The organism is Pseudomonas sp. S8 (assembly GCF_050473925.1).
Lineage (GTDB): Bacteria > Pseudomonadota > Gammaproteobacteria > Pseudomonadales > Pseudomonadaceae > Aquipseudomonas > Aquipseudomonas parakoreensis.
The window spans coordinates 3,039,670-3,062,545 of sequence record NZ_JBFDVZ010000016.1 but is presented as its reverse complement, the minus strand read 5'-3'; the positions used below and the strand labels follow the sequence as shown (position 1 = coordinate 3,062,545).

The following is a 22,876-nucleotide window of genomic DNA, read 5'->3' as shown; positions in this document are numbered from 1 at the left end:
GGTCGCGTTTCAATGGAAAAGACCAAGCAGTCTGCGCCGTCCGCGGTGCCGCGCCATGTCGCGATCATCATGGATGGCAATAATCGCTGGGCGAAAAAACGCTTTATGCCGGGTGTCGCCGGGCATAAAGCCGGCGTGGATGCTGTGCGGGCGGTAATCGAGGTGTGCGCCGAGGCCAAGGTCGAAGTGCTCACCCTGTTCGCCTTTTCCAGTGAAAACTGGCAGCGCCCGGCCGATGAGGTCAGTGCCTTGATGGACCTGTTCTTCAAGGCCCTGCGTCGTGAGGCCAAGCGCCTCAACGACAACAACATCAGCTTGCGCATCATCGGTGATCGCTCGCGCTTCCACCCTGAGCTTCAGGCGGCGATGCGCGAAGCCGAGGCCATGACCGCGGGTGCCAACCGCTTTATTCTGCAGATCGCCGCCAACTACGGCGGTCAGTGGGATATTGCTCAGGCAGCGCAACGTCTGGCGCGTGAGGTTCAGGCCGGGCATCTGCGTCCGGAAGACATCACTCCGGAGCTGTTGCAAACCTGTCTGGCGACCGGCGACCTGCCGCTGCCGGACTTGTGTATCCGTACCGGTGGCGAGCACCGCATCAGCAACTTCCTGCTGTGGCAACTGGCGTATGCCGAGTTGTACTTCTCCGACCTGTTCTGGCCGGACTTCAAACACGAAGCCATGCGCACTGCGCTGGCCGATTTCGCTTCGCGCCAGCGTCGCTTCGGTAAAACGAGCGAACAGGTCGAAGCTGGAGCCCGGGTTTAATGCTTAAACAACGAATCATCACTGCGCTGATCCTGCTGCCGATCGCTCTGTGCGGTTTTTTCCTGCTCGAGGGGTCCGGTTTTGCGCTGTTCATCGGTCTGGTCGTGAGCCTGGGTGCCTGGGAATGGGCGCGTCTGGCTGGCTTTACCGCGCAGTCGTTCCGTGTCGGCTTTGCCGCTGTCGTCGCGCTGATGCTGTTCGTCATGTACGTCCTGCCGGGTCTTGCCCCTTGGGTGTTGGGCGCTTCGGTGTTGTGGTGGGCGGTGGCGACTTACCTGGTGCTGACGTATCCACGCTCGAGCGAGCATTGGTCCACCGCAGCCACCAAACTGGTGATCGGCTTGCTGATCTTGCTGCCGGCCTGGCAGGGGCTGGTGCAGATCAAACAGTACCCGCTGGGCAACTGGCTGATCATGGCGGTGATGGTGTTGGTCTGGGGTGCCGACATCGGTGCTTACTTCTCCGGTCGTGCTTTCGGCAAGCGCAAACTGGCGCCGCAAGTCAGTCCTGGTAAGAGTTGGGAAGGTGTTTACGGTGGCCTGGCGCTGAGTCTGGTGATCACCGCGATCGTCGGTCTGGTTCGCGACTGGACGGTGGCTGAGCTGCTCAAGGGGCTGGTCGGTGCTGCGCTGATCGTCTTCATTTCGGTGGTGGGCGACCTCACCGAAAGCATGTTCAAGCGCCAGTCCGGCATCAAGGACAGCAGTAACCTGCTGCCCGGTCATGGCGGCGTGCTTGATCGCATCGACAGCCTGACCGCTGCGATCCCGATTTTCGCTGTATTGCTGTGGATGGCTGCACCGTGAGCCGTCCTCAACAGATCACTGTTCTGGGGGCTACCGGTTCGATTGGCCTGAGCACCCTCGACGTCATCGCGCGTCATCCCGAGCGTTATCAGGTGTTCGCCCTGAGCGGTTTCACGCGCCTGAGCGAGTTGCTGGCCTTGTGCGTGCGCCATGTGCCGCAATTCGCAGTCGTGCCGGAAGCGGCAGCGGCGCGCGGTTTGCAGGATGACCTGCGGGCTGCCGGTCTGTCCACTCGCGTGCTGGTGGGGGAGGAGGGCCTGTGTCAGGTCGCTTCCGCGCCTGAAGTGGATGCCGTGATGGCCGCCATCGTCGGCGCCGCGGGCCTGCGCCCGACGCTGGCGGCGGTGGAGGCTGGCAAGAAGATCCTGCTGGCCAATAAAGAGGCGTTGGTGATGTCCGGCGCGCTGTTCATGCAAGCCGTGCACAAGAGCGGCTCGGTGCTGCTGCCGATCGACAGCGAGCACAACGCGATCTTCCAGTGCATGCCGCAGGATTTTGCCCGCGGCCTGAGTACAGTCGGCGTGCGACGGATTTTGCTCACGGCTTCGGGCGGGCCTTTCCGCCAGACGCCGTTGAGCGAGCTGGCGCACGTTTCGCCTGATCAGGCGTGTGCGCACCCGAACTGGTCGATGGGTCGCAAGATCTCGGTGGACTCGGCCAGCATGATGAACAAGGGCCTGGAGTTGATCGAGGCCTGCTGGCTGTTCGACGCCAAGCCGTCGCAGGTCGAGGTGGTGATCCATCCGCAGAGTGTGATTCACTCGCTGGTCGACTATGTGGATGGCTCAGTGTTGGCGCAGTTGGGCAACCCTGACATGCGCACACCGATTGCCAATGCGCTGGCCTGGCCCGAGCGTATCGACTCAGGCGTGGCGCCGCTGGATCTGTTTGCTGTTGCGCGCCTGGATTTCGAAGCGCCGGATGAAGAACGTTTCCCTTGTTTGCGTCTGGCGCGACAGGCGGCCGAGGTGGGTAACAGTGCGCCGGCCATGCTCAATGCGGCCAACGAAGTGGCAGTCGCCGCGTTTCTCGACGGGCGCGTGGGTTATCTGGAAATCGCGAGTATCATCGAGGACGTGCTGAACCTCGAGCCCGTGGTTGCGCTGGGGGATCTGGATGCGGTGTTTACCGCAGACGCGAAAGCGCGGGCTCTGGCCGGGCAGTGGCTGAATCGTCACGGCCGATAGCCGTTGCAGTACCATGGCGTCACGCGGCACTGAACAGGATTGCGGAGAAAGTAGATGAGCGCGCTCTATATGATTGCCGGCACCCTGATCGCTTTGGGTGTGCTGGTCACCTTTCACGAATTCGGCCACTTCTGGGTCGCGCGTCGCTGTGGCGTCAAGGTTCTGCGTTTTTCCGTGGGCTTCGGCATGCCCCTGTTGCGTTGGCACGACAAGCAGGGCACTGAATTTGTCGTCGCCGCGATTCCGCTGGGCGGCTACGTCAAGATGCTCGATGAGCGTGAAGGCGAAGTCCCGGCCGATCAGCTTCATCAATCCTTCAATCGTAAATCGGTGCGCCAGCGCATCGCCATTGTCGCGGCGGGGCCGATTGCCAACTTCCTGCTGGCCCTGGTGTTTTTCTGGGTGCTGGCCATGCTCGGCAGCGAGCAGATCCGCCCGGTCATTGGTGCCGTCGAGTCCGGCAGCATTGCGGCCAGGGCTGGTTTGAGTGCCGGTCAGGAAATCGTTGCCATCGATGGTGAACCAACGTCCGGTTGGGCCGCCGTCAATTTGCAACTGGTGCGTCGACTCGGGGAAAGCGGATCCCTGCAATTGCTCGTGCGCGAGCAGGGCTCTACCGTCGACGCGCCGCGTGAGCTGGCGCTGGACCATTGGCTCAAAGGCGCTGATGAGCCCGATCCGATTCGCTCGCTGGGTATTCGCCCATGGCGCCCGGCTTTGCCGCCAGTACTCGCTGAACTCGATCCAAAAGGCCCGGCACAAGCCGCCGGTCTGAAAACCGGTGATCGCCTGCTGGCGCTCGACGGCCTGGCGCTGAATGACTGGCAGCAAGTGGTCGACAGCGTTCGTACGCGTCCTGATACCAAAATCATGCTGAAAGTCGAGCGCGATGGTGCTCAAATCGACGTCCCGGTGACCCTGGCGGCGCGCGGCGAAAGCAAGTCGCCAAGCGGCTATCTCGGGGCCGGCGTAAAAGCCGTGGACTGGCCGCCGGAAATGATTCGCGAGGTCAGTTATGGTCCGTTGGCCGCGATTGGCGAGGGTGCCCGTCGTACCTGGACCATGAGCGTGCTGACGCTGGACTCGTTGAAGAAAATGCTGTTTGGCGAGCTCTCGGTAAAAAACTTGAGTGGGCCGATAACCATTGCTAAAGTGGCGGGCGCTTCTGCCCAGTCGGGCGTTGCTGATTTCCTGAATTTCCTTGCTTATCTGAGTATTAGCCTGGGGGTTCTGAATTTGCTGCCCATTCCTGTACTGGATGGGGGGCATTTGTTGTTTTATCTGATTGAGTGGGTGCGTGGTCGCCCCTTGTCGGATCGGGTGCAAGGTTGGGGGGTGCAGATCGGTATCAGTTTGGTGGTCGGAGTGATGTTGCTTGCTCTGGTCAATGATCTGGGTCGACTGTAAAGCTTCGCTGAATTGCGAATCTGCCGCATTTTGCGGCAGTTTGTTTATTGCCAGTTGGAATAAGAAAGGACTTCATGAAACGTCTGCTGCTAACTGCGGTTCTCACCGTATTGATGATCGCCGAAGTTCACGCCGAGTCCTTCACTATCTCTGATATTCGCGTCAACGGCCTCCAGCGGGTCTCCGCGGGTAGCGTCTTTGGTGCCTTGCCGTTGAACGTCGGCGAGCAGGCGGATGATCGTCGCCTGGTGGAATCCACTCGTGCGTTGTTCAAAACCGGTTTCTTTCAAGATATCCAGCTGGGCCGCGAAGGCAACGTTCTGGTGATCACGGTCGTCGAACGTCCGTCGGTTGCCAGTATCGAGATCGAGGGCAACAAGGCGATCTCTACCGAAGACCTGATGAAAGGCCTGAAGCAGTCCGGTCTGTCCGAAGGTGAAATCTTCCAGCGCGCCACCCTCGAAGGTGTCCGTAACGAGCTGCAGCGTCAGTACGTTGCCCAGGGCCGTTACTCGGCGACCGTCGATACCGAAGTGGTCTCGCAGCCGCGCAACCGCGTGGCGCTGAAAGTGAAGATCAACGAAGGCACCGTGGCCGCGATCCAGCACATCAACGTGGTGGGTAACACGGTCTTCCCTGATGACGACCTGATCGATCTGTTCGAGCTGAAAACCACCAACTGGCTGTCGTTCTTCAAGAACGATGACAAGTACGCCCGTGAAAAGCTGTCCGGTGACCTGGAGCGTCTGCGTTCCTACTACCTGGACCGTGGTTACATCAACATGGATATCGCTTCGACCCAGGTGTCCATCACCCCGGACAAGAAGCACGTCTACATCACCGTCAACATCACCGAAGGCGAGAAGTACACCGTACGTGACGTCAAGCTCAGCGGTGACCTGAAAGTCCCTGAAGACCAGGTCAAGTCGCTGTTGCTGGTGCAGAAAGGCCAGGTGTTCTCGCGCAAGCTGATGACCACCACTTCCGAACTGATCACTCGTCGCCTGGGTAACGAGGGCTACACATTCGCCAACGTCAATGGCGTTCCTCAGCCGCATGACGACGATCACACCGTGGACATCCTGTTCGCCGTCGATCCGGGCAAGCGTGCCTACGTCAACCGTATCAATTTCCGTGGCAACACCAAGTCCGAAGACGAAGTGCTGCGTCGTGAAATGCGTCAGATGGAAGGTGGCTGGGCTTCGACCTACCTGATCGACCAGTCCAAGACCCGTCTTGAACGTCTGGGCTTCTTCAAGGAAGTGAACGTCGAGACGCCGGCTGTACCGGGTGTCGACGACCAGGTGGACGTGAACTACGCCGTTGAAGAACAAGCTTCCGGTTCGATCACCGCCAGCGTCGGTTTCGCCCAGAGCGCCGGTCTGATCCTCGGTGGTTCGATCACCCAGAACAACTTCCTGGGTACCGGTAACCGTGTGAGCGTGGGCCTGACTCGCAGCGAATACCAGAGCCGCTACAACTTCGGCTACGTTGACCCCTACTGGACCGCCGATGGCGTGAGCCTGGGTTACAACGCGTTCTATCGCACCACCGACTACAAAGATCTCAACATCGATGTAGCCAGCTATGCGGTAGACAGCCTGGGTGCCGGCGTCAACGTTGGCTATCCGATCAGCGAGACTTCGCGTCTGACCTTCGGTCTGTCCGCACAGCAGGACAAGATCAAGACCGGTCAGTACACCGTTGACGAGATCTTCGACTTCGTGAACAAGGAAGGCGATCAGTACCTGAACTTCAAGGCGTCGGCCGGCTGGTCCGAATCGACCCTGAACAAGGGTGTATTGCCGACCCGTGGCCGTTCCCAGAGCCTGACACTGGAAACCACGATCCCAGGCAGCGACCTGTCGTTCTACAAACTCGACTACCGTGGTCAGCTGTTCCAGCCGATCACCGAGAACTACACCCTGCGTCTGCACACCGAGCTGGGTTATGGCGACGGCTATGGTTCGACCGATGGCTTGCCGTTCTATGAAAACTACTATGCTGGTGGTTTCAACTCGGTTCGCGGTTTCAAGGACAGTACGCTGGGTCCTCGTAGTACGCCGAGTCGTGGTACCAACCCGGGCACTTCGATTGACCCTGACCAGGATCCGCTGCCGTTCGGTGGTAACGTCCTGATCCAGGGCGGTGCCGAGGTTCTGTTCCCGCTGCCGTTCGTCAAGGATCAACGCTCCTTGCGTACCTCGGTATTCTGGGACGTGGGTAACGTTTTCGATTCGCAGTGCAAGGACACCACCAACGCAAATGGCTCGACGTCCAACACCAAGTGCAACGACATCAGCCTGAGCAATATGGCCAGTTCCGTTGGTGTGGGTGTGACCTGGGTCACCGCACTGGGTCCTCTGAGTTTTGCTCTGGCGATGCCGGTCAAGAAACCGGATAACGCTGAAACTCAAGTGTTCCAATTCTCCCTCGGCCAGACGTTCTAAGCGTCTGACCCAAGATAACGACAATGGATTTTGTAGGAGTGCATCGTGCGTAAGTTGACTCAATTGGTTCTCCTGGCCTCCGTACTGGTGGCAGGCCCGGCGTTCGCCGACATGAAAATCGCCGTTCTGAACTATCAGATGGCATTGCTGGAATCCGATGCGGCCAAGAAATACGCGGTGGATGCCGAGAAGAAGTTCGGTCCGCAACTGACCAAGCTCAAGACGCTGGAAAGCAGCGCCAAAGGCATTCAGGACCGTCTGATGGCCGGTGGCGACAAGATGCAGCAGGGCGAGCGTGAGCGTCTGGAGCTTGAGTTCAAGCAAAAGGCCCGTGACTTCCAGTTCCAGTCCAAGGAACTGAACGAAGCCAAGGCAGTTGCCGACCGCGAAATGCTCAAGCAACTGAAGCCGAAACTGGATAGCGCAGTGGAAGAAGTCATCAAGAAAGGTGGTTTTGACCTGGTGTTCGAGCGTGGCGCAGTGATTGATGTCAAACCTCAGTACGACATCACGCGCCAGGTTATCGAGCGCATGAATCAGCTGAAGTAACCCATGACCGTGACTATCAAGCTCGGCCAGTTGGCCGAGTTCCTCGGCGCCACCCTGCGTGGCGACCCCGAGACGCAAATTACTGGGCTAGCCACCTTGCAGGAGGCTGGCCCAGCTCAGTTGAGCTTTCTGGCAAATCCTCAATATCGCAAATACCTGGCAAGTTCCCAGGCGGCTGCGCTATTGCTCAAGGAGGCTGATGCCGACGGTTTTGCCGGTCACGCACTGGTGGTGCCGGATCCTTACCTGGCTTATGCACGCATCTCGCACCTGTTCGATCCGAAACCGAAAGCCACTGCGGGTGTTCATCCCACAGCGGTGATTGCGCCGGATGCAGTGGTTGATCCAAGCGCCAGCATTGGTCCGTTCGTGGTGATCGAGGCGGGTGCGCGCATCGGTGCGCAGGTCACGTTGGGCGCCCATTGCGTCATCGGTGCCCGCAGTGAAATCGGTGAGGGCGGCTGGCTCGCTCCGCGGGTGACGCTGTACCACGACGTGCGCATCGGCAAGCGCGTAGTGATCCAGTCCGGTGCCGTGCTCGGTGGTGAAGGTTTCGGTTTTGCCAACGAGAAAGGTATCTGGCAGAAGATCGCCCAGATCGGCGGCGTGACCATCGGCGACGATGTCGAGATCGGCGTGAACACCGCCATCGACCGTGGTGCGCTGGCAGATACCGTGATCGGCAACGGCGTGAAGCTCGACAACCAGATCCAGATCGCGCACAACGTCCAGGTCGGTGATCACACCGCCATGGCGGCGTGTGTCGGTATCTCCGGCAGCACCAAAATCGGCAAGCATTGCATGCTCGCCGGTGGTGTCGGCCTGGTTGGGCACATCGATATTTGCGACAACGTTTTCCTGACCGGGATGACCATGGTGACCCACTCGATTACCGAGCCGGGTGCCTATTCGTCCGGCACAGCCATGCAACCGGCGGCCGAATGGCGCAAAAGCGCGGCCCGCATCCGTCAGCTCGATGACCTCGCGCGACGTTTGAAGCAGCTGGAAAAGCGCGTCGGGGAAGTGACCCCCGGCAGCAATGCTTCATCTGATGGCTGATACCATTTCCATATCAAGTGTGCACAGCCTCTAGACTGCCTCCTTGATTTGCTAGAGGAGTGCGCGTCAGTCGCGCTCCCAATCTTTACATAGGCTTCCCCCCGAAATGATGGACATCAACGAGATTCGCGAATACCTGCCTCACCGTTACCCGTTCCTGCTGGTGGACCGGGTGGTGGAACTGGACACTGAAGGCAAGCGCATTCGCGCCTACAAGAATGTCAGCATCAATGAGCCATTCTTCAACGGCCACTTCCCGGCGCACCCGATCATGCCGGGCGTACTGATCATCGAAGCGATGGCCCAGGCTGCCGGGATCCTCGGTTTCAAAATGCTTGACGTAAAACCGGCCGACGGCACCCTGTACTACTTCGTCGGTTCCGACAAACTGCGTTTCCGCCAGCCAGTGCTGCCGGGTGACCAGTTGATCCTGGAAGCCAAGTTCATCAGCTGCAAGCGCCAGATCTGGAAATTCGAATGCCAGGCTTCGGTCGACGGCAAGCCAGTCTGCTCGGCTGAAATCATCTGTGCGGAACGCAAGCTATGAGTTTGATTGACCCTCGCGCAATCATCGATCCGTCGGCCGTTCTGGCTGACGGCGTCGAGGTCGGCCCGTGGTCGATCATCGGCGCAGGTGTGGAAATCGGCGAGGGTACCGTGATCGGGCCGCACGTGGTCCTCAAAGGCCCGACCCGCATCGGCAAGCACAACCGCATCTACCAGTTTTCCTCGGTCGGTGAAGATACCCCTGACCTGAAGTACAAGGGTGAGGAAACCCGTCTGGTGATCGGTGATCACAACGTCATTCGCGAAGGCGTGACGATTCACCGTGGCACCGTGCAGGACCGTTCGGAAACCACGCTGGGCGATCACAACCTGATCATGGCCTACGCCCACATCGGGCATGACAGCGTCATCGGCAACCACTGCATCCTGGTCAACAACACCGCGTTGGCCGGGCATGTGCACGTTGACGATTGGGCGATCCTTTCCGGTTTCACCCTGGTGCATCAGTACTGCCACATCGGCGCCCACAGTTTTTCCGGCATGGGCACTGCCATCGGCAAGGACGTTCCGGCGTTCGTCACCGTGTTCGGCAACCCGGCCGAAGCGCGCAGCATGAACTTCGAAGGCATGCGCCGTCGTGGATTCAGCGAAGACGCGATTCACGCGCTGCGCCGCGCTTATAAGACCGTGTATCGCCAGGGCCTGACCGTGGAGCAAGCGTTGGCCGAATTGGCCGAACCTGCTGCGCAGTTCCCGGAAGTTGCGCTGTTTCGTGACTCGATCCAGTCGTCGACTCGCGGCATCACCCGCTGATCATGGCCAGTCTGCGTATTGCGCTGGTGGCGGGCGAAGCTTCCGGCGACATTTTGGGCGCCGGCCTCATGCGCGCCCTCAAGGCTAAACATCCGGCAGTCGAGTTCATCGGTGTCGGCGGTCCGTTGATGCAGGCCGAGGGCCTGACGTCTTATTTTCCCATGGAGCGTCTGTCGGTCATGGGGTTGGTGGAAGTCCTCGGACGGCTGCGCGAGCTGCTCAAGCGCCGCAAGGAACTGATCGCCACGCTGATCGCTGAGAAACCGGATGTGTTCATCGGCATCGACGCTCCCGATTTCAACCTCAACATCGAACTCAAGCTGCGTCAGGCCGGGATCAAGACCGTGCATTACGTCAGCCCTTCGGTGTGGGCGTGGCGCCAGAAGCGTGTGCTGAAGATTCGCGAAGGCTGCGATCTGATGCTCACGCTGCTGCCGTTCGAAGCAAAATTCTACGAAGAGAAGGGCGTGCCGGTGCGGTTCGTCGGTCATACGCTGGCCGATACCATTCCGTTGCAGGCCGATCGCGCGGCAGCGCGTGCCGAACTCGGCTTGCCCGACGGGCCGCTGGTGGCATTGATGCCCGGCAGTCGCGGCGGTGAAGTTGGCCGTCTCGGTGCGCTGTTCCTGGATACTGCCGAACGTCTGCGGGCCATGCGCCCCGGGCTGCGCTTCGTCATCCCGTGCGCCAATGCCGAGCGTCGCGCACAGCTCGAAGCGTTGCTGGTTGGTCGCGACTTGCCGGTCACGTTGCTCGATGGCAAATCGCACCTGGCCCTCGCGGCGTGCAACGCGGTGCTGATCGCTTCGGGCACGGCGACGCTCGAGGCGTTGCTGTACAAGCGGCCGATGGTCGTTGCGTATCGCCTGGCGCCGCTGACCTTCTGGATTCTCAAGCGCATGGTCAAGAGCCCGTACGTGTCGCTGCCGAACCTGTTGGCCCAGCGTCTGTTAGTGCCAGAGTTGTTGCAGGATGATGCGACGGTCGAGGCGCTGGCCCAGACCCTGTCGCCGCTGATCGACGGCGGCGAAGAGCAGACCCGAGGCTTCGACGAGATCCACCGCACGTTGCGGCGGGACGCTTCCAATCAGGCGGCGGATGCCGTCCTTAACCTGATCGGTCGGAAACAATGAGCAAGACGATGCAAATGGGCCTGGATTTCACATTGGTCGCCGAAGTCGAAGAACTGGTGGCCGGTGTCGACGAAGTCGGTCGTGGCCCGTTGTGCGGCGCGGTGGTGACGGCGGCGGTGATCCTCGATCCGAACCGGCCGATCCTCGGTCTCAACGACTCGAAGAAGCTCACCGAAGCCCGGCGCGAGAAGCTTTACGACGAGATCATCGAGAAATCCCTGAGTTGGTGCATCGCCCGCGCCGAAGTCGAGGAAATCGACGAGCTGAACATCCTGCACGCGACCATGCTCGCCATGCAGCGCGCGGTGGCCGGGCTGCATGTGCAGCCGAAACTGGCGATGATCGACGGCAACCGCTGCCCGAAACTGCCGATGCGCGCCGAAGCGGTGGTGCAGGGTGACGGCAAGGTGCCGGCCATCGCTGCCGCGTCGATCCTGGCCAAAGTCAGCCGCGACCGGGAAATGGCGGCATTCGAATTGATCTACCCGGGGTACGGCATCGGCGGTCATAAAGGCTACCCGACGCCCGTTCATCTGGAAGCGTTGGTGCGCCTTGGCCCGACCCCGATTCACCGGCGCTCCTTCGCCCCGGTGCGTCAGGCTTACGAGGCGCTTGAAGGCCTGACGCAGGTTTAGGCGCAAGGCTGATGTTTTGTTCGAGGCCCGGTACAATCCGGGCCTTGTTGTCTCTATGTAACTGGACAGGATCACTATGCCGGCTTCATTCGTTCATCTACGCCTGCACACTGAATACTCCCTGGTCGACGGGCTGGTGCGGATCAAGCCACTGGTCAAGGCGCTGACCGGCATGAACATGCCGGCCGTGGCGGTCACCGATCAGAACAACATGTGTTCCCTGGTCAAATTCTATAAAAACGCCATGGGCGCCGGCATCAAGCCGATCTGCGGCGCCGACCTGTGGCTGTCGAACAAGGATCCGGACGGGCCATTGAGCCGGATCAGCCTGTTGGTGATGAACGCCAAGGGTTATCGCAACCTCACCGAGTTGATCTCGCGCGGCTTCATCGATGGCCAGCGCAACGGCATGATCATCATCGAGCGCGAATGGGTCGCCGAGGCCAACGAAGGCCTGATCATGCTGTCCGCCGCGAAGGAAGGCGAGATCGGCATGGCCATGATTGGCGGTAACCCGGCCGAAGCCGAGACCTTGGCGCGCGAGTGGATGGCGGTGTTCCCTGACCGTTTCTATCTGGAAATCCAGCGCACCAATCGCCCCAACGACGAAGAGCAATTGCACGGCGCCGTGGCCCTGGCCGACAAGCTCGGCGCTCCGCTGGTGGCGACCAATGATGTGCGCTTCATCAAGCAGGAAGACTTTGCTGCCCACGAAACCCGCGTGTGCATCGGAGAGGGCCGCGCCCTCGACGATCCGCGGCGCTCGAAGAATTACAGCGATCAGCAGTACCTGAAAAGCGCCGAGGAAATGGCCGAGCTGTTCAGTGACATTCCCGATGCGATCGAAAACACCGTCGAGATTGCCAAGCGTTGCAACATCGACGTGAAGCTGGGCAAGCACTTCCTGCCTGACTACCCGATTCCTGATGGCATGACCATCGATGAATACTTCCGCAAGGTGTCGTTCGATGGTCTGGAAGACCGCCTCAGCGTATTGCTGCCCAAGGACACCACCGAAGATTATGAGGCCAAGCGTCAGGTCTACGTCGACCGGCTGAATTTCGAGCTGGATATCATCATCCAGATGGGCTTCCCCGGTTACTTCCTGATCGTGATGGACTTTATCCAGTGGGCCAAGAACAACGGCGTGCCGGTGGGCCCGGGCCGTGGGTCGGGTGCCGGATCGCTGGTGGCCTATGTGCAGAAGATCACTGACCTCGACCCGCTGGAATACGATCTGCTGTTCGAACGTTTCCTTAACCCGGAACGGGTCTCGATGCCCGACTTCGACGTCGACTTCTGCATGGACGGTCGCGACCGGGTCATTGATTACGTGGCCGAAAAATATGGCCGCAACGCGGTAAGCCAGATCATCACCTTCGGTTCCATGGCCGCCAAGGCGGTGGTGCGCGACGTGGCGCGAGCCCAGGGCAAATCATTCGGCCTGGCGGATCGTCTGTCGAAGATGATTCCGTTCGAAGTCGGCATGACCCTGGAAAAAGCCTACGAGCAGGAAGAGATCCTGCGCGACTTCATCAAGGTCGATGAGGAAGCAGCGGAAATCTGGGAGATGGCGCGCAAGCTCGAGGGCGTGGTGCGTAACGTCGGCAAGCACGCCGGTGGTGTGGTAATCGCCCCGACCAAGCTGACCGATTTCTCGCCTATCTATTGCGACGAGGCCGGCGATGGCCTGGTGACCCAGTTCGACAAGGACGACGTCGAGGCGGCCGGTCTGGTGAAGTTCGACTTCCTCGGCTTGCGGACCCTGACGATCATCGACTGGGCGCTGAAAACCATCAACCGCGACCGCGCCAAGGTCAACGAGCCGCCGCTGGACATCGCGTTCATCCCGCTGGATGACAAACCGACTTATCAGTTGCTGCAAAAAGCTGAAACCACCGCGGTGTTCCAGCTCGAATCCCGGGGCATGAAAGAGCTGATCAAAAAGCTTAAGCCTGACTGCCTCGAAGACTTGATCGCACTGGTGGCCCTGTTCCGTCCGGGCCCACTGCAATCGGGCATGGTGGATGACTTCATCAACCGTAAGCACGGTCGCGCCGAATTGGCTTATCCGCACCCGGATTACCAGTATGAAGGCCTGCAACCGGTACTGGCGCCGACGTACGGCATCATCCTGTATCAGGAACAGGTGATGCAGATCGCCCAGGTCATGGCCGGTTACACCCTCGGTGGTGCGGACATGCTGCGTCGGGCGATGGGTAAGAAGAAACCCGAGGAAATGGCCAAGCAGCGCGGCGGTTTCATTGAAGGTTGTGCGTCGAACAATATCGATGCGGACCTTGCCGGTAACATTTTTGACCTGGTGGAGAAATTCGCCGGTTACGGCTTCAACAAGTCCCACTCCGCCGCTTACGGCCTGGTGTCGTACCAGACTGCCTGGCTGAAAGCCCATTACCCGGCGCCGTTCATGGCGGCGGTGCTTTCGGCGGATATGCACAACACCGACAAGGTCGTGACCTTGATTGAGGAAGTGCGCACGATGAAGCTGCGCCTCGACGCGCCGGACGTGAACACTTCGGAGTTCAAGTTCACGGTGAACGACGAAGGCCGCATCGTGTACGGCCTGGGCGCGATCAAAGGTGTCGGTGAAGGCCCGGTGGAAGCGATCACCGAGGCCCGTCAGGCCGGTCCCTTCAAGGATCTGTTCGACTTCTGTGCCCGGGTCGACCTCAAGCGCATCAACAAACGTACGCTGGACGGTTTGATCCGCAGCGGTGCGCTGGATCGTCTTGGCCCGTACTTCCACGATGAACAAAAGGCTTATCAGGCCAACATCGACCGCAACCGCGCCGTGCTGCTGGCGGCGATGGAAGAGGCAATCAAGTCGGCTGAGCAGACTGCGCGCACCCGCGACAGCGGTCATGCCGACCTGTTCGGCGGGCTGTTCGTCGAGGAAGATGCCGACGTCTACGCGACGCACCGCAAGGCCAAGGAGCTGACCCTCAAGGAACGCCTCAAGGGTGAGAAAGACACTCTGGGCCTGTACCTGACTGGTCATCCGATCGACGAGTACGAAGGCGAGATTCGCCGTTTCGCCCGGCAGCGCATCATCGACCTGAAACCGGCTCGCGACACGCAAACCGTGGCCGGGATGATCATTGCCCTGCGCGTGATGAAGAACAAAAAGGGCGACAAGATGGGCTTCATCACCCTCGATGACCGCTCGGGACGGATCGAGGCCTCGCTGTTTGCCGATGCGTTCCATTCTGCGCAGTCGCTGTTGCAGACCGACGCGATGGTGGTGGTCGAAGGCGAAGTCAGCAACGACGACTTCTCCGGCGGCCTGCGCCTGCGGGTCAAGCGGGTGATGAGCATGGAGGATGCACGGACCAATCTGGCCGAAAGCCTGCGCCTGAAGCTGCACACTCAGGATTTGAAAGGCGATCAGCTACGCTGGTTGGGTGAACTGCTCAAGCGTCACCGCGGGGCGTGCCCGATCACCATGGAGTACACCAGTCCGGATGCGAAGACCTTGCTGCAGTTCGGCGAGACCTGGCGAATCGACCCGGCAGATGCGTTGATTCAAGCCCTGCGTGACCAGTTCGGGCGAGACAACGTCTTCCTCCAATACCGTTGACCGGCAAGTGCCATCATTGCGCTTGCCCACAACCTGAATTTTTAATCTCGACCTCAGCGCGCCTCTCCCTTAAGGTAGGGCGCGAATAGACAACCGGCCGGCCCAAGCTCATTTGGGACACGACCCAAGACGGACGCCTATGAACCCGAATTTTCTAGATTTCGAACAGCCGATCGCCGACCTGCAAGCCAAGATCGAAGAGTTGCGCTTGGTCGGTAATGACAATTCGCTGAATATCGGCGATGAGATCTCCCGCCTGCAGGACAAGAGCCGCACGCTGACCGAAGACATCTTCGGCAAGCTGACCAGCTGGCAGATCGCTCGCCTGGCGCGCCACCCGAAACGCCCGTACACCCTTGATTACATCGAGCACATCTTCACCGAGTTCGACGAACTGCACGGTGACCGTCACTTCTCCGACGACGCCGCCATTGTGGGTGGCGTGGCCCGTCTGGAAGACCAGCCAGTGATGGTCATCGGTCACCAGAAGGGTCGCGAAGTGCGCGAGAAGGTGCGCCGCAACTTCGGTATGCCGCGTCCGGAAGGCTACCGCAAGGCTTGCCGTCTGATGGAAATGGCCGAGCGTTTCAAGATGCCGATCCTGACCTTCATCGACACCCCGGGCGCCTACCCGGGTATTGACGCCGAAGAGCGCAACCAGAGCGAGGCCATCGCCTGGAACCTGCGCGTGATGGCGCGCCTGAAAACCCCGATCATCGCCACCGTGATCGGTGAAGGTGGTTCCGGCGGTGCGTTGGCGATCGGTGTTTGCGATCAGTTGAACATGCTGCAGTACTCGACCTACGCGGTGATCTCGCCGGAAGGTTGTGCTTCGATCCTGTGGAAAACCGCCGAAAAAGCGCCGGACGCTGCCGAGGCGATGGGCATCACCGCCGAGCGCCTGAAAGGTCTGGGTATCGTCGACAAGGTGATCGGCGAGCCACTGGGCGGCGCCCATCGTGATCCGGCGGCTGCCGCTGCGTCGATCCGCGCCGAGCTGAGCTCGCAGCTGGCGATGCTGAAGAAGTTCGACAACGAAGCGCTGCTCAAGCGTCGTTACGATCGTCTGATGAGCTACGGTCTCTAACTCGACTGCGCAGTACCCCTGTAGGAGCTGCCGCAGGCTGCGATCTTTTGATTTTGCTGTATCAAGATCAAAAGATCGCAGCCTGCGGCAGCTCCTACAGGGTTCTTTATTAAGCGACCCTCTCTATGAATTCTTCGAAGAGTGATTTGCCGTCGCGACTTATGTCGAGCCTTGAGCCTTGGCGCAATGCCGCTCACTGGCGTATCGCCTTCTCCGGTGGTCTCGATTCCACCGTCCTGCTGCATCTGCTGGCCCATCTCGCCAGACACCATTCCCTGCCGGCGCTCAGCGCCATCCATATCCATCACGGCCTTCAGGCTGCGGCCGATGCGTGGCCGGAACATTGTCAGTCGGTCTGTGATGCGCTGGGCGTTTCTTTGCAAGTGATTCGGGTGTCAGTACAACCCGGCGCCAGTCTGGAGCGGGCAGCGCGGGAGGCGCGTTATGCGGCGTTCACCTCGCTGACCGAGGCGGATGAGGTGCTGCTGACCGGGCAACACCGTGATGATCAGGCCGAAACCCTGTTGTTTCGCCTGATGCGCGGTGCCGGCGTTCGCGGACTTTCGGCGATGCCGGCGCAGCGACCGTTGGGGCAGGGCACGCTGTTGCGGCCTCTTCTCGATGCCACGCGTGCCGAGCTTGAGGCGTACGCCCGTGCGCATCAGTTGCACTGGATCGAAGACCCGTCGAACGAAGACCGGCAGTTCTCCCGCAACTACTTGCGTCATCAGGTGCTGCCGCTGCTCACCGCGCGCTGGCCGCAAGCGCAGGCGAGCATGGCGCGCAGCGCGGCGCACCTGCGTGAGGCGCAAGGCCTGCTCGATGAGCTGGCGCAACTCGATCTGGCACAAGCCGCCACGCCGAGCGGGTTTCCATGGCTGGACCTGCCGTCGCTGGAGTTGGCGCCGCTGATGAGTCTGTCCGCCGCTCGTCAGCGCAATGCACTCAGCCACTGGCTCGAACCGCTGACTCGGCTGCCCGACACTGACCATTGGTCGGGTTGGGACAACCTGTGCGGTGCTGCCAACGATGCTTCGCCGATCTGGCGTCTGGCCGACGGTGAGCTGCATCGCAGCGCCGGCCGGGTATGGTGGTTGAGCGGCGACTGGCTGCGAGCGCCGACGGGCAGTGGTGAGTGGCCTGACCCGTCGACAGCGCTGCGCTTGGCGAATAACGGGCGTGTCATGTTCAGCGGGCAGACTCCCGACGGGCCATTACGGATTGCCTATCGGCAGGGCGGCGAAGTGATGTACTTGGCGGAGCGCGGCCATCGCGATCTCAAGCGCCTGCTCAATGAGCGCGGGGTGCCGGGCTTCGTCCGTGGCAGATTGCCGCTGCTGTTTCGCGGCGCAGAATTGCTCGCCGTGGCGAACCTGCCGGGCCTTGACGGGCAGGGGGCGGACGGCTGGAAATTGCATTGGCAGCCAACAGACGAAGATCAAGGTTTGAGATGAAAGGGGCATTCCGGTAGACTACGCTCCCTTCTTGATACAACTTCTGTGGATTCGCCTGAATTGCAGGAGTTGCCGATTACCAAGCAGTCTTTGCTGGGCGATTCCAAAAAATGTGTAGCGAGCAACGTACCGGTGTTTCATCTGCCGGTCTGTCCCAACGCGGCGGTTTTTTTGAAAGATGCACTGTGATTAATGCAGGTGATCGGGGGCTTCGGCCTTCCTTCGCTTTCCCCGGCGGCTCGTACCGCTTTAACGCAGACTTCTAGGGTTTTTCATGACGCGCTACATATTCGTCACGGGCGGTGTTGTTTCTTCATTGGGGAAAGGCATTGCCTCGGCTTCATTGGCGGCCATCCTGGAGGCGCGGGGGCTTAAGGTCACCATGCTTAAGCTGGATCCGTACATCAACGTCGACCCGGGCACCATGAGCCCGTTCCAGCACGGTGAAGTGTTCGTCACCCACGACGGCGCCGAGACCGACCTGGACCTGGGCCACTACGAGCGGTTCATCCGCACGACCATGACCCAGAACAACAACTTCACCACCGGCCGTGTCTACGAGCACGTGCTGCGCAAAGAGCGCCGTGGTGATTACCTGGGTGCAACCATCCAGGTGATTCCGCACATCACCGACGAAATCAAGCGTCGCATCATCAAGGGTGCCGGCGATGCCGACGTGGCCCTGGTGGAAATCGGCGGTACCGTTGGCGACATCGAATCGCAACCGTTCCTCGAAGCCATCCGTCAACTGCGTGTGGAAGTCGGTTCCAAGCGCGCGATGCTGATGCACCTGACCCTGGTTCCGTACATCGCCACCGCTGGCGAGACCAAGACCAAGCCAACCCAGCACTCGGTTAAAGAGCTGCGTTCGATTGGCCTGCAGCCTGACGTGCTGATCTGCCGCTCCGACCATCCGGTGGATGTGTCGTCGCGTCGCAAGATCGCGCTGTTCACCAACGTTGAAGAACGTGCGGTGATCTCCCTGGAAGACGTCGACACCATCTACAAGATCCCGGCCGTGCTGCACGCCCAGGGTCTGGACGATTTCGTCGTCGAGCGTTTCGGCCTGCAATGCAACGGCGCCGACCTGTCCGAGTGGGAAAAGGTTGTCGATGCCAAGCTCAATCCAGAGCACGAAGTGACCATCGCAATGGTCGGCAAGTACATGGAACTGCTGGACGCCTACAAGTCGCTGATCGAAGCGATGAGTCACGCCGGCATCACCAACCGTACCAAGGTCAACCTGCGTTACATCGATTCCGAAGACATCGAGAACCAGGGCACTGCGCTGCTCGAAGGCGTTGACGCGATCCTCGTACCGGGCGGCTTCGGTCTGCGCGGCGTGGAAGGCAAGATCACGGCCGTTCAGTACGCTCGTGAGAACAAGGTTCCATACCTGGGCATCTGCCTGGGCATGCAAGTGGCGGTCATCGAGTTCGCCCGTAACGTGCTGGGCTGGAAAGACGCCAACTCCACCGAGTTCGATCGCGCCAGCGGCCATCCGGTCGTGGGCCTGATCACCGAGTGGGAAGATGCCACCGGCGCGGTTGAAGTGCGTACCGAAGCGTCCGATCTGGGCGGCACCATGCGCCTCGGCGCTCAGGAATGCCTGCTCGAAGCCGGCTCCAAGGTGCACGATTGCTATGGCAAGGACGTGATCGTTGAACGTCACCGTCACCGCTACGAAGTGAACAACAACCTGCTGCCACAGATCATCGAAGCCGGCCTGAAAATCTCCGGTCGCTCCGCTGACGCCGCGCTGGTTGAAGTGGTCGAAGCGCCGGATCATCCATGGTTCGTCGCTTGCCAGTTCCACCCGGAGTTCACCTCGACGCCTCGTGACGGTCACCCGCTGTTCAGCGGTTTCGTGAAAGCTGCGTTGGCTCAACACCAGAAGAAGGCGTAACTCGATGGCACAGAAGATCATTCGCGTTGGCAACATCGAAATCGCCAACGACAAGCCCATGGTGCTGTTCGGCGGCATGAACGTGCTGGAAAGCCGTGACATGGCCATGCAGGTTTGCGAAGAGTACGTGAAGGTCACCGAGAAACTCGGTATCCCTTACGTGTTCAAGGCCAGCTTCGACAAGGCCAACCGGTCTTCTGTGACTTCATATCGTGGCCCTGGCCTGGAAGAAGGCATGCGCATCTTCCAGGACATCAAGCAAGCCTTCGGCGTGCCGATCATCACCGACGTCCACGAGCCTGATCAGGCCGCGGTCGTCGCTGAAGTCTGCGACATCATCCAGCTGCCGGCCTTCCTGTCGCGTCAGACCGATCTGGTCGTCGCGATGGCCAAGACCAACGCGGTGATCAACATCAAGAAAGCCCAGTTCCTCGCCCCTCAGGAAATGAAACACATCCTGAACAAGTGTGTGGAAGCGGGTAACGATCAATTGATCCTCTGCGAGCGTGGTTCGAGCTTCGGCTACAACAACCTCGTGGTCGACATGCTCGGCTTCGGCATCATGAAGCAGTTCGAGTACCCGGTATTCTTCGACGTGACCCACTCGCTGCAAATGCCTGGCGGTCGTTCCGACTCCGCCGGCGGGCGCCGTGCACAGGTCACCGATCTGGCCAAGGCAGGCATGAGCCAGTCGCTGGCCGGTCTGTTCCTCGAAGCGCATCCGGATCCGGACAACGCCAAATGCGACGGCCCCTGCGCCTTGCGTCTGGACAAACTGGAGCCATTCCTGGCCCAGCTCAAAGCCTTGGACGAACTGGTGAAGAGTTTTCCGACGGTAGAAACCGCGTAACGCTCATTTCTCCGGTAAAGTACCGCACGATTTGTCGCACATGCCCTCGGGCATGTGCGTTGTCGTCTGCAAGCTGCCCGCTGCACACCACTTGCCGACGGTAAAAAGATTTCCTCTAGCTGCGTCGTTTTCGTCAACTTTGGAGTGTTTACAACAATGGCAAAAATCGTCGACATCAAAGGTCGTGAAGTCCTCGACTCCCGTGGCAATCCCACCGTGGAAGCGGACGTGCTTCTCGACAACGGCATCATCGGCAGCGCTTGCGCGCCGTCCGGTGCATCCACTGGCTCGCGTGAAGCGCTCGAGCTGCGTGATGGCGACAAGAGCCGTTACCTGGGCAAAGGTGTGCTCAAGGCGGTAGCCAACATCAACGGTCCGATCCGCGATCTGCTGCTGGGCACTGACCCAAGCGACCAGAAAGCCCTCGACCACGCGATGATCAAGCTCGACGGTACCGAAAACAAGGCAACTCTGGGCGCCAACGCCATCCTCGCGGTGTCCCTGGCTGCGGCCAAGGCGGCTGCACAGGACCAGGACCTGCCGCTGTACGCACACATCGCCAACCTGAACGGCACCCCGGGTGTGTACTCGATGCCGGTGCCGATGATGAACATCATCAACGGTGGCGAGCATGCCGATAACAACGTCGACATCCAGGAATTCATGGTGCAGCCGGTTGGCGCCAAGACCTTCTCGGAAGGTCTGCGCATGGGCACCGAGATTTTCCATCACCTCAAAGCCGTGCTGAAGGCCCGTGGCCTGAGCACTGCCGTTGGCGACGAAGGCGGTTTCGCACCGAACCTGGCGTCCAACGAAGACGCGTTGAAAGTGATCTCCGAAGCCGTGGCCAACGCCGGCTACAAGCTGGGCACCGACGTGACCCTGGCGCTGGACTGCGCCGCGAGCGAGTTCTTCGAAGACGGCAAGTACAACCTGTCCGGCGAAGGCCAGGTGTTTACCGCTGAAGGTTTCGCCGATTATCTGAAAGGCCTGACCGAACGTTATCCGATCATCTCGATCGAAGACGGTCTGGACGAGTCCGACTGGGCTGGCTGGAAGATCCTCACCGACAAGATTGGCGAGAAAACCCAACTGGTCGGCGACGACCTGTTCGTGACCAACACCAAGATCCTGAAAGAAGGCATCGATAAAAAGATCGCCAACTCGATCCTGATCAAGTTCAACCAGATCGGCACCCTGACCGAAACCCTGGAAGCCATCCAGATGGCCAAGGCCGCCGGTTACACCGCCGTGATCTCGCACCGTTCGGGCGAAACCGAAGATTCGACGATTGCCGACCTGGCCGTGGGCACCTCGGCTGGCCAGATCAAGACCGGTTCGCTGTGCCGTTCCGACCGCGTTTCCAAGTACAACCAACTGCTGCGTATCGAAGAGCAGTTGAATGGCAAAGCCAAGTACAACGGTCGCGCCGAGTTCCGCGGTTAAGCTGTAGATGGTAAAAAGACACCGGATTGTGTCGGAAAAGTCGTGACAGCGATGGATTTGCCACTAATCTGATGCCTTATATGCACAAGCCTGGATCTTCCAGGCTTCGTGCTATCAGACGTTTCAAAGTTTTCGCGTGGCTGTCTTTTTTCACTGGATACCTGATATTCGATGCGCAGTCCTTACTGGTTGTTTCTCGTTTTGCTCTTGCTGCTGGCCGGTCTGCAGTACCGCCTGTGGGTGGGCAATGGCAGTCTGGCGCAGGTCGCCGAGCTGAAGCAGCAGATTGCTGATCAGCACGCCGAGAACGAAGGCCTGCTGGAGCGCAATCGGGTGATGGATGCTGAAGTCAGCGAGTTGAAAAAAGGCATGGAGACCGTTGAAGAGCGGGCTCGCCATGAGCTGGGCATGGTCAAGGACGGTGAAACCCTTTACCAGCTCGCGCAATGATCGATTCCCTGCCGGCCTTCTGGGCCGTGATTCCTTCCGCGGGCGTCGGTGCCCGAATGGCTGCGGACCGTCCCAAGCAATACCTGCAACTGGGCGGACGGACAATTCTCGAACACAGCCTCGGCTGTTTCCTTGATCACCCAAGCCTCAAGGGGCTGGTGGTCAGTCTGGCTGTTGATGATCCTTATTGGCCAAACCTGGCTTGCGCCAGCGACTCGCGGATTCAGCGGGTCGAGGGCGGCACGGAGCGTTCCGGGTCGGTGCTCAATGCCTTGCTGCATTTGCATGCGCAAGGTGCCGACGATGAAGACTGGGTGCTGGTGCACGATGCCGCGCGCCCGAATCTGAGCCGTGACGATCTCGACAAATTGCTGGCTGAGCTGGCGGACGATGCCGTCGGTGGTCTGCTGGCCGTGCCGGCGCGCGACACCTTGAAGCGGGTCGACAAGCACGGTCGTGTGGTGGAAACCGTGGATCGCAGCGTGATCTGGCAAGCCTACACACCGCAGATGTTCCGCCTCGGTGCCTTGCATCGGGCGTTGGCTGACAGTCTGGTGGCGGATGCGGTGATTACCGATGAAGCCTCGGCGATGGAGTGGGCTGGTCTGGCACCGCGTTTGATCGAAGGGCGGGCGGACAACCTTAAAGTCACCCGGCCGGAAGATCTGGAGTGGTTGCGTCAGCGTTGGGCTAACCGCCGCTGAAAGATCAAAGGATCGCAGCCTGCGGCAGCTCCTACAGGGAGTTCGCGGTTTCCCTGTAGGAGCTGCC

Annotated in this window: 19 protein-coding genes; all 19 read left to right on the top strand. The window is 60.1% G+C overall.

What is annotated here, in order from left to right; genetic code table 11:
* The first annotated feature begins 12 nt into the window (after nucleotides 1-12).
* The 19 genes from uppS to ispD all read left to right on the top strand — a co-directional run bounded on the left by uppS (nucleotide 13) and on the right by ispD (nucleotide 22,809).
* Entirely contained in the window at nucleotides 13-768 is a 756-nt protein-coding gene (gene uppS / locus AB1J88_RS15045; protein ID WP_041072340.1) for a polyprenyl diphosphate synthase, read from the top strand.
* Complete coding sequence (locus AB1J88_RS15040; RefSeq protein WP_108181818.1) at nucleotides 768-1,574, top strand: phosphatidate cytidylyltransferase; 807 nt, start codon at nucleotides 768-770, stop codon at nucleotides 1,572-1,574. Before uppS ends, AB1J88_RS15040 begins: the two co-directional genes overlap by 1 nt.
* Nucleotides 1,571-2,761 carry a 1-deoxy-D-xylulose-5-phosphate reductoisomerase gene (ispC, locus tag AB1J88_RS15035; protein ID WP_430291367.1) on the top strand — a complete coding sequence of 397 codons (1,191 nt, stop codon included), beginning with the start codon at nucleotides 1,571-1,573 and terminating at the stop codon, nucleotides 2,759-2,761. The genes AB1J88_RS15040 and ispC overlap by 4 nt, the downstream gene beginning before the upstream one ends.
* Nucleotides 2,762-2,815: 54 nt before the next feature.
* Nucleotides 2,816-4,168 (top strand): sigma E protease regulator RseP, encoded by a 1,353-nt coding sequence (gene rseP / locus AB1J88_RS15030; protein ID WP_047291874.1) that lies wholly within the window; start codon nucleotides 2,816-2,818, stop codon nucleotides 4,166-4,168.
* A 74-nt stretch (nucleotides 4,169-4,242) separates the two neighbouring features.
* Entirely contained in the window at nucleotides 4,243-6,618 is a 2,376-nt protein-coding gene (gene bamA / locus AB1J88_RS15025; RefSeq protein WP_108181821.1) for an outer membrane protein assembly factor BamA, read from the top strand.
* A gap of 45 nt (nucleotides 6,619-6,663) precedes the next feature.
* The gene (locus AB1J88_RS15020) at nucleotides 6,664-7,167 is read left to right on the top strand and encodes an OmpH family outer membrane protein (protein ID WP_003222140.1); all 504 of its coding nucleotides are present in this window, start codon (nucleotides 6,664-6,666) and stop codon (nucleotides 7,165-7,167) included.
* A gap of 3 nt (nucleotides 7,168-7,170) precedes the next feature.
* Nucleotides 7,171-8,226 carry a UDP-3-O-(3-hydroxymyristoyl)glucosamine N-acyltransferase gene (gene lpxD / locus AB1J88_RS15015; protein ID WP_041072330.1) on the top strand — a complete coding sequence of 352 codons (1,056 nt, stop codon included), beginning with the start codon at nucleotides 7,171-7,173 and terminating at the stop codon, nucleotides 8,224-8,226.
* Nucleotides 8,227-8,332: 106 nt separating this feature from the next.
* On the top strand, nucleotides 8,333-8,773 hold the full coding sequence (gene fabZ / locus AB1J88_RS15010) for a 3-hydroxyacyl-ACP dehydratase FabZ (RefSeq protein WP_003222142.1): 441 nt from the start codon (nucleotides 8,333-8,335) through the stop codon (nucleotides 8,771-8,773).
* A complete protein-coding gene (gene lpxA / locus AB1J88_RS15005; RefSeq protein WP_047601290.1) occupies nucleotides 8,770-9,546 on the top strand; it encodes an acyl-ACP--UDP-N-acetylglucosamine O-acyltransferase in 777 nt (258 codons plus the stop codon). The genes fabZ and lpxA overlap by 4 nt, the downstream gene beginning before the upstream one ends.
* A 2-nt stretch (nucleotides 9,547-9,548) precedes the next feature.
* Nucleotides 9,549-10,679 carry a lipid-A-disaccharide synthase gene (gene lpxB / locus AB1J88_RS15000; protein WP_430291366.1) on the top strand — a complete coding sequence of 377 codons (1,131 nt, stop codon included), beginning with the start codon at nucleotides 9,549-9,551 and terminating at the stop codon, nucleotides 10,677-10,679.
* A gap of 8 nt (nucleotides 10,680-10,687) precedes the next feature.
* A complete protein-coding gene (rnhB, locus tag AB1J88_RS14995; RefSeq protein WP_430292692.1) occupies nucleotides 10,688-11,314 on the top strand; it encodes a ribonuclease HII in 627 nt (208 codons plus the stop codon).
* Nucleotides 11,315-11,390: 76 nt separating this feature from the next.
* On the top strand, nucleotides 11,391-14,912 hold the full coding sequence (dnaE, locus tag AB1J88_RS14990; protein ID WP_086792161.1) for a DNA polymerase III subunit alpha: 3,522 nt from the start codon (nucleotides 11,391-11,393) through the stop codon (nucleotides 14,910-14,912).
* A 139-nt stretch (nucleotides 14,913-15,051) separates the two neighbouring features.
* The gene (locus tag AB1J88_RS14985; RefSeq protein ID WP_041072320.1) at nucleotides 15,052-15,999 is read left to right on the top strand and encodes an acetyl-CoA carboxylase carboxyltransferase subunit alpha; all 948 of its coding nucleotides are present in this window, start codon (nucleotides 15,052-15,054) and stop codon (nucleotides 15,997-15,999) included.
* A 125-nt stretch (nucleotides 16,000-16,124) separates the two neighbouring features.
* A complete protein-coding gene (tilS, locus tag AB1J88_RS14980; RefSeq protein WP_430291365.1) occupies nucleotides 16,125-17,453 on the top strand; it encodes a tRNA lysidine(34) synthetase TilS in 1,329 nt (442 codons plus the stop codon).
* A gap of 274 nt (nucleotides 17,454-17,727) precedes the next feature.
* Nucleotides 17,728-19,359 carry a CTP synthase gene (locus tag AB1J88_RS14975; RefSeq protein ID WP_003222153.1) on the top strand — a complete coding sequence of 544 codons (1,632 nt, stop codon included), beginning with the start codon at nucleotides 17,728-17,730 and terminating at the stop codon, nucleotides 19,357-19,359.
* A 4-nt stretch (nucleotides 19,360-19,363) separates the two neighbouring features.
* The gene (gene kdsA, locus AB1J88_RS14970) at nucleotides 19,364-20,209 is read left to right on the top strand and encodes a 3-deoxy-8-phosphooctulonate synthase (RefSeq protein ID WP_098967470.1); all 846 of its coding nucleotides are present in this window, start codon (nucleotides 19,364-19,366) and stop codon (nucleotides 20,207-20,209) included.
* Nucleotides 20,210-20,365: 156 nt separating this feature from the next.
* Nucleotides 20,366-21,655 carry a phosphopyruvate hydratase gene (gene eno / locus AB1J88_RS14965; protein ID WP_041072316.1) on the top strand — a complete coding sequence of 430 codons (1,290 nt, stop codon included), beginning with the start codon at nucleotides 20,366-20,368 and terminating at the stop codon, nucleotides 21,653-21,655.
* Nucleotides 21,656-21,826: 171 nt separating this feature from the next.
* Entirely contained in the window at nucleotides 21,827-22,105 is a 279-nt protein-coding gene (gene ftsB / locus AB1J88_RS14960; RefSeq protein WP_007964293.1) for a cell division protein FtsB, read from the top strand.
* A complete protein-coding gene (gene ispD / locus AB1J88_RS14955) occupies nucleotides 22,102-22,809 on the top strand; it encodes a 2-C-methyl-D-erythritol 4-phosphate cytidylyltransferase (RefSeq protein ID WP_430291364.1) in 708 nt (235 codons plus the stop codon). The genes ftsB and ispD overlap by 4 nt, the downstream gene beginning before the upstream one ends.
* Nucleotides 22,810-22,876 lie beyond the last annotated feature (67 nt).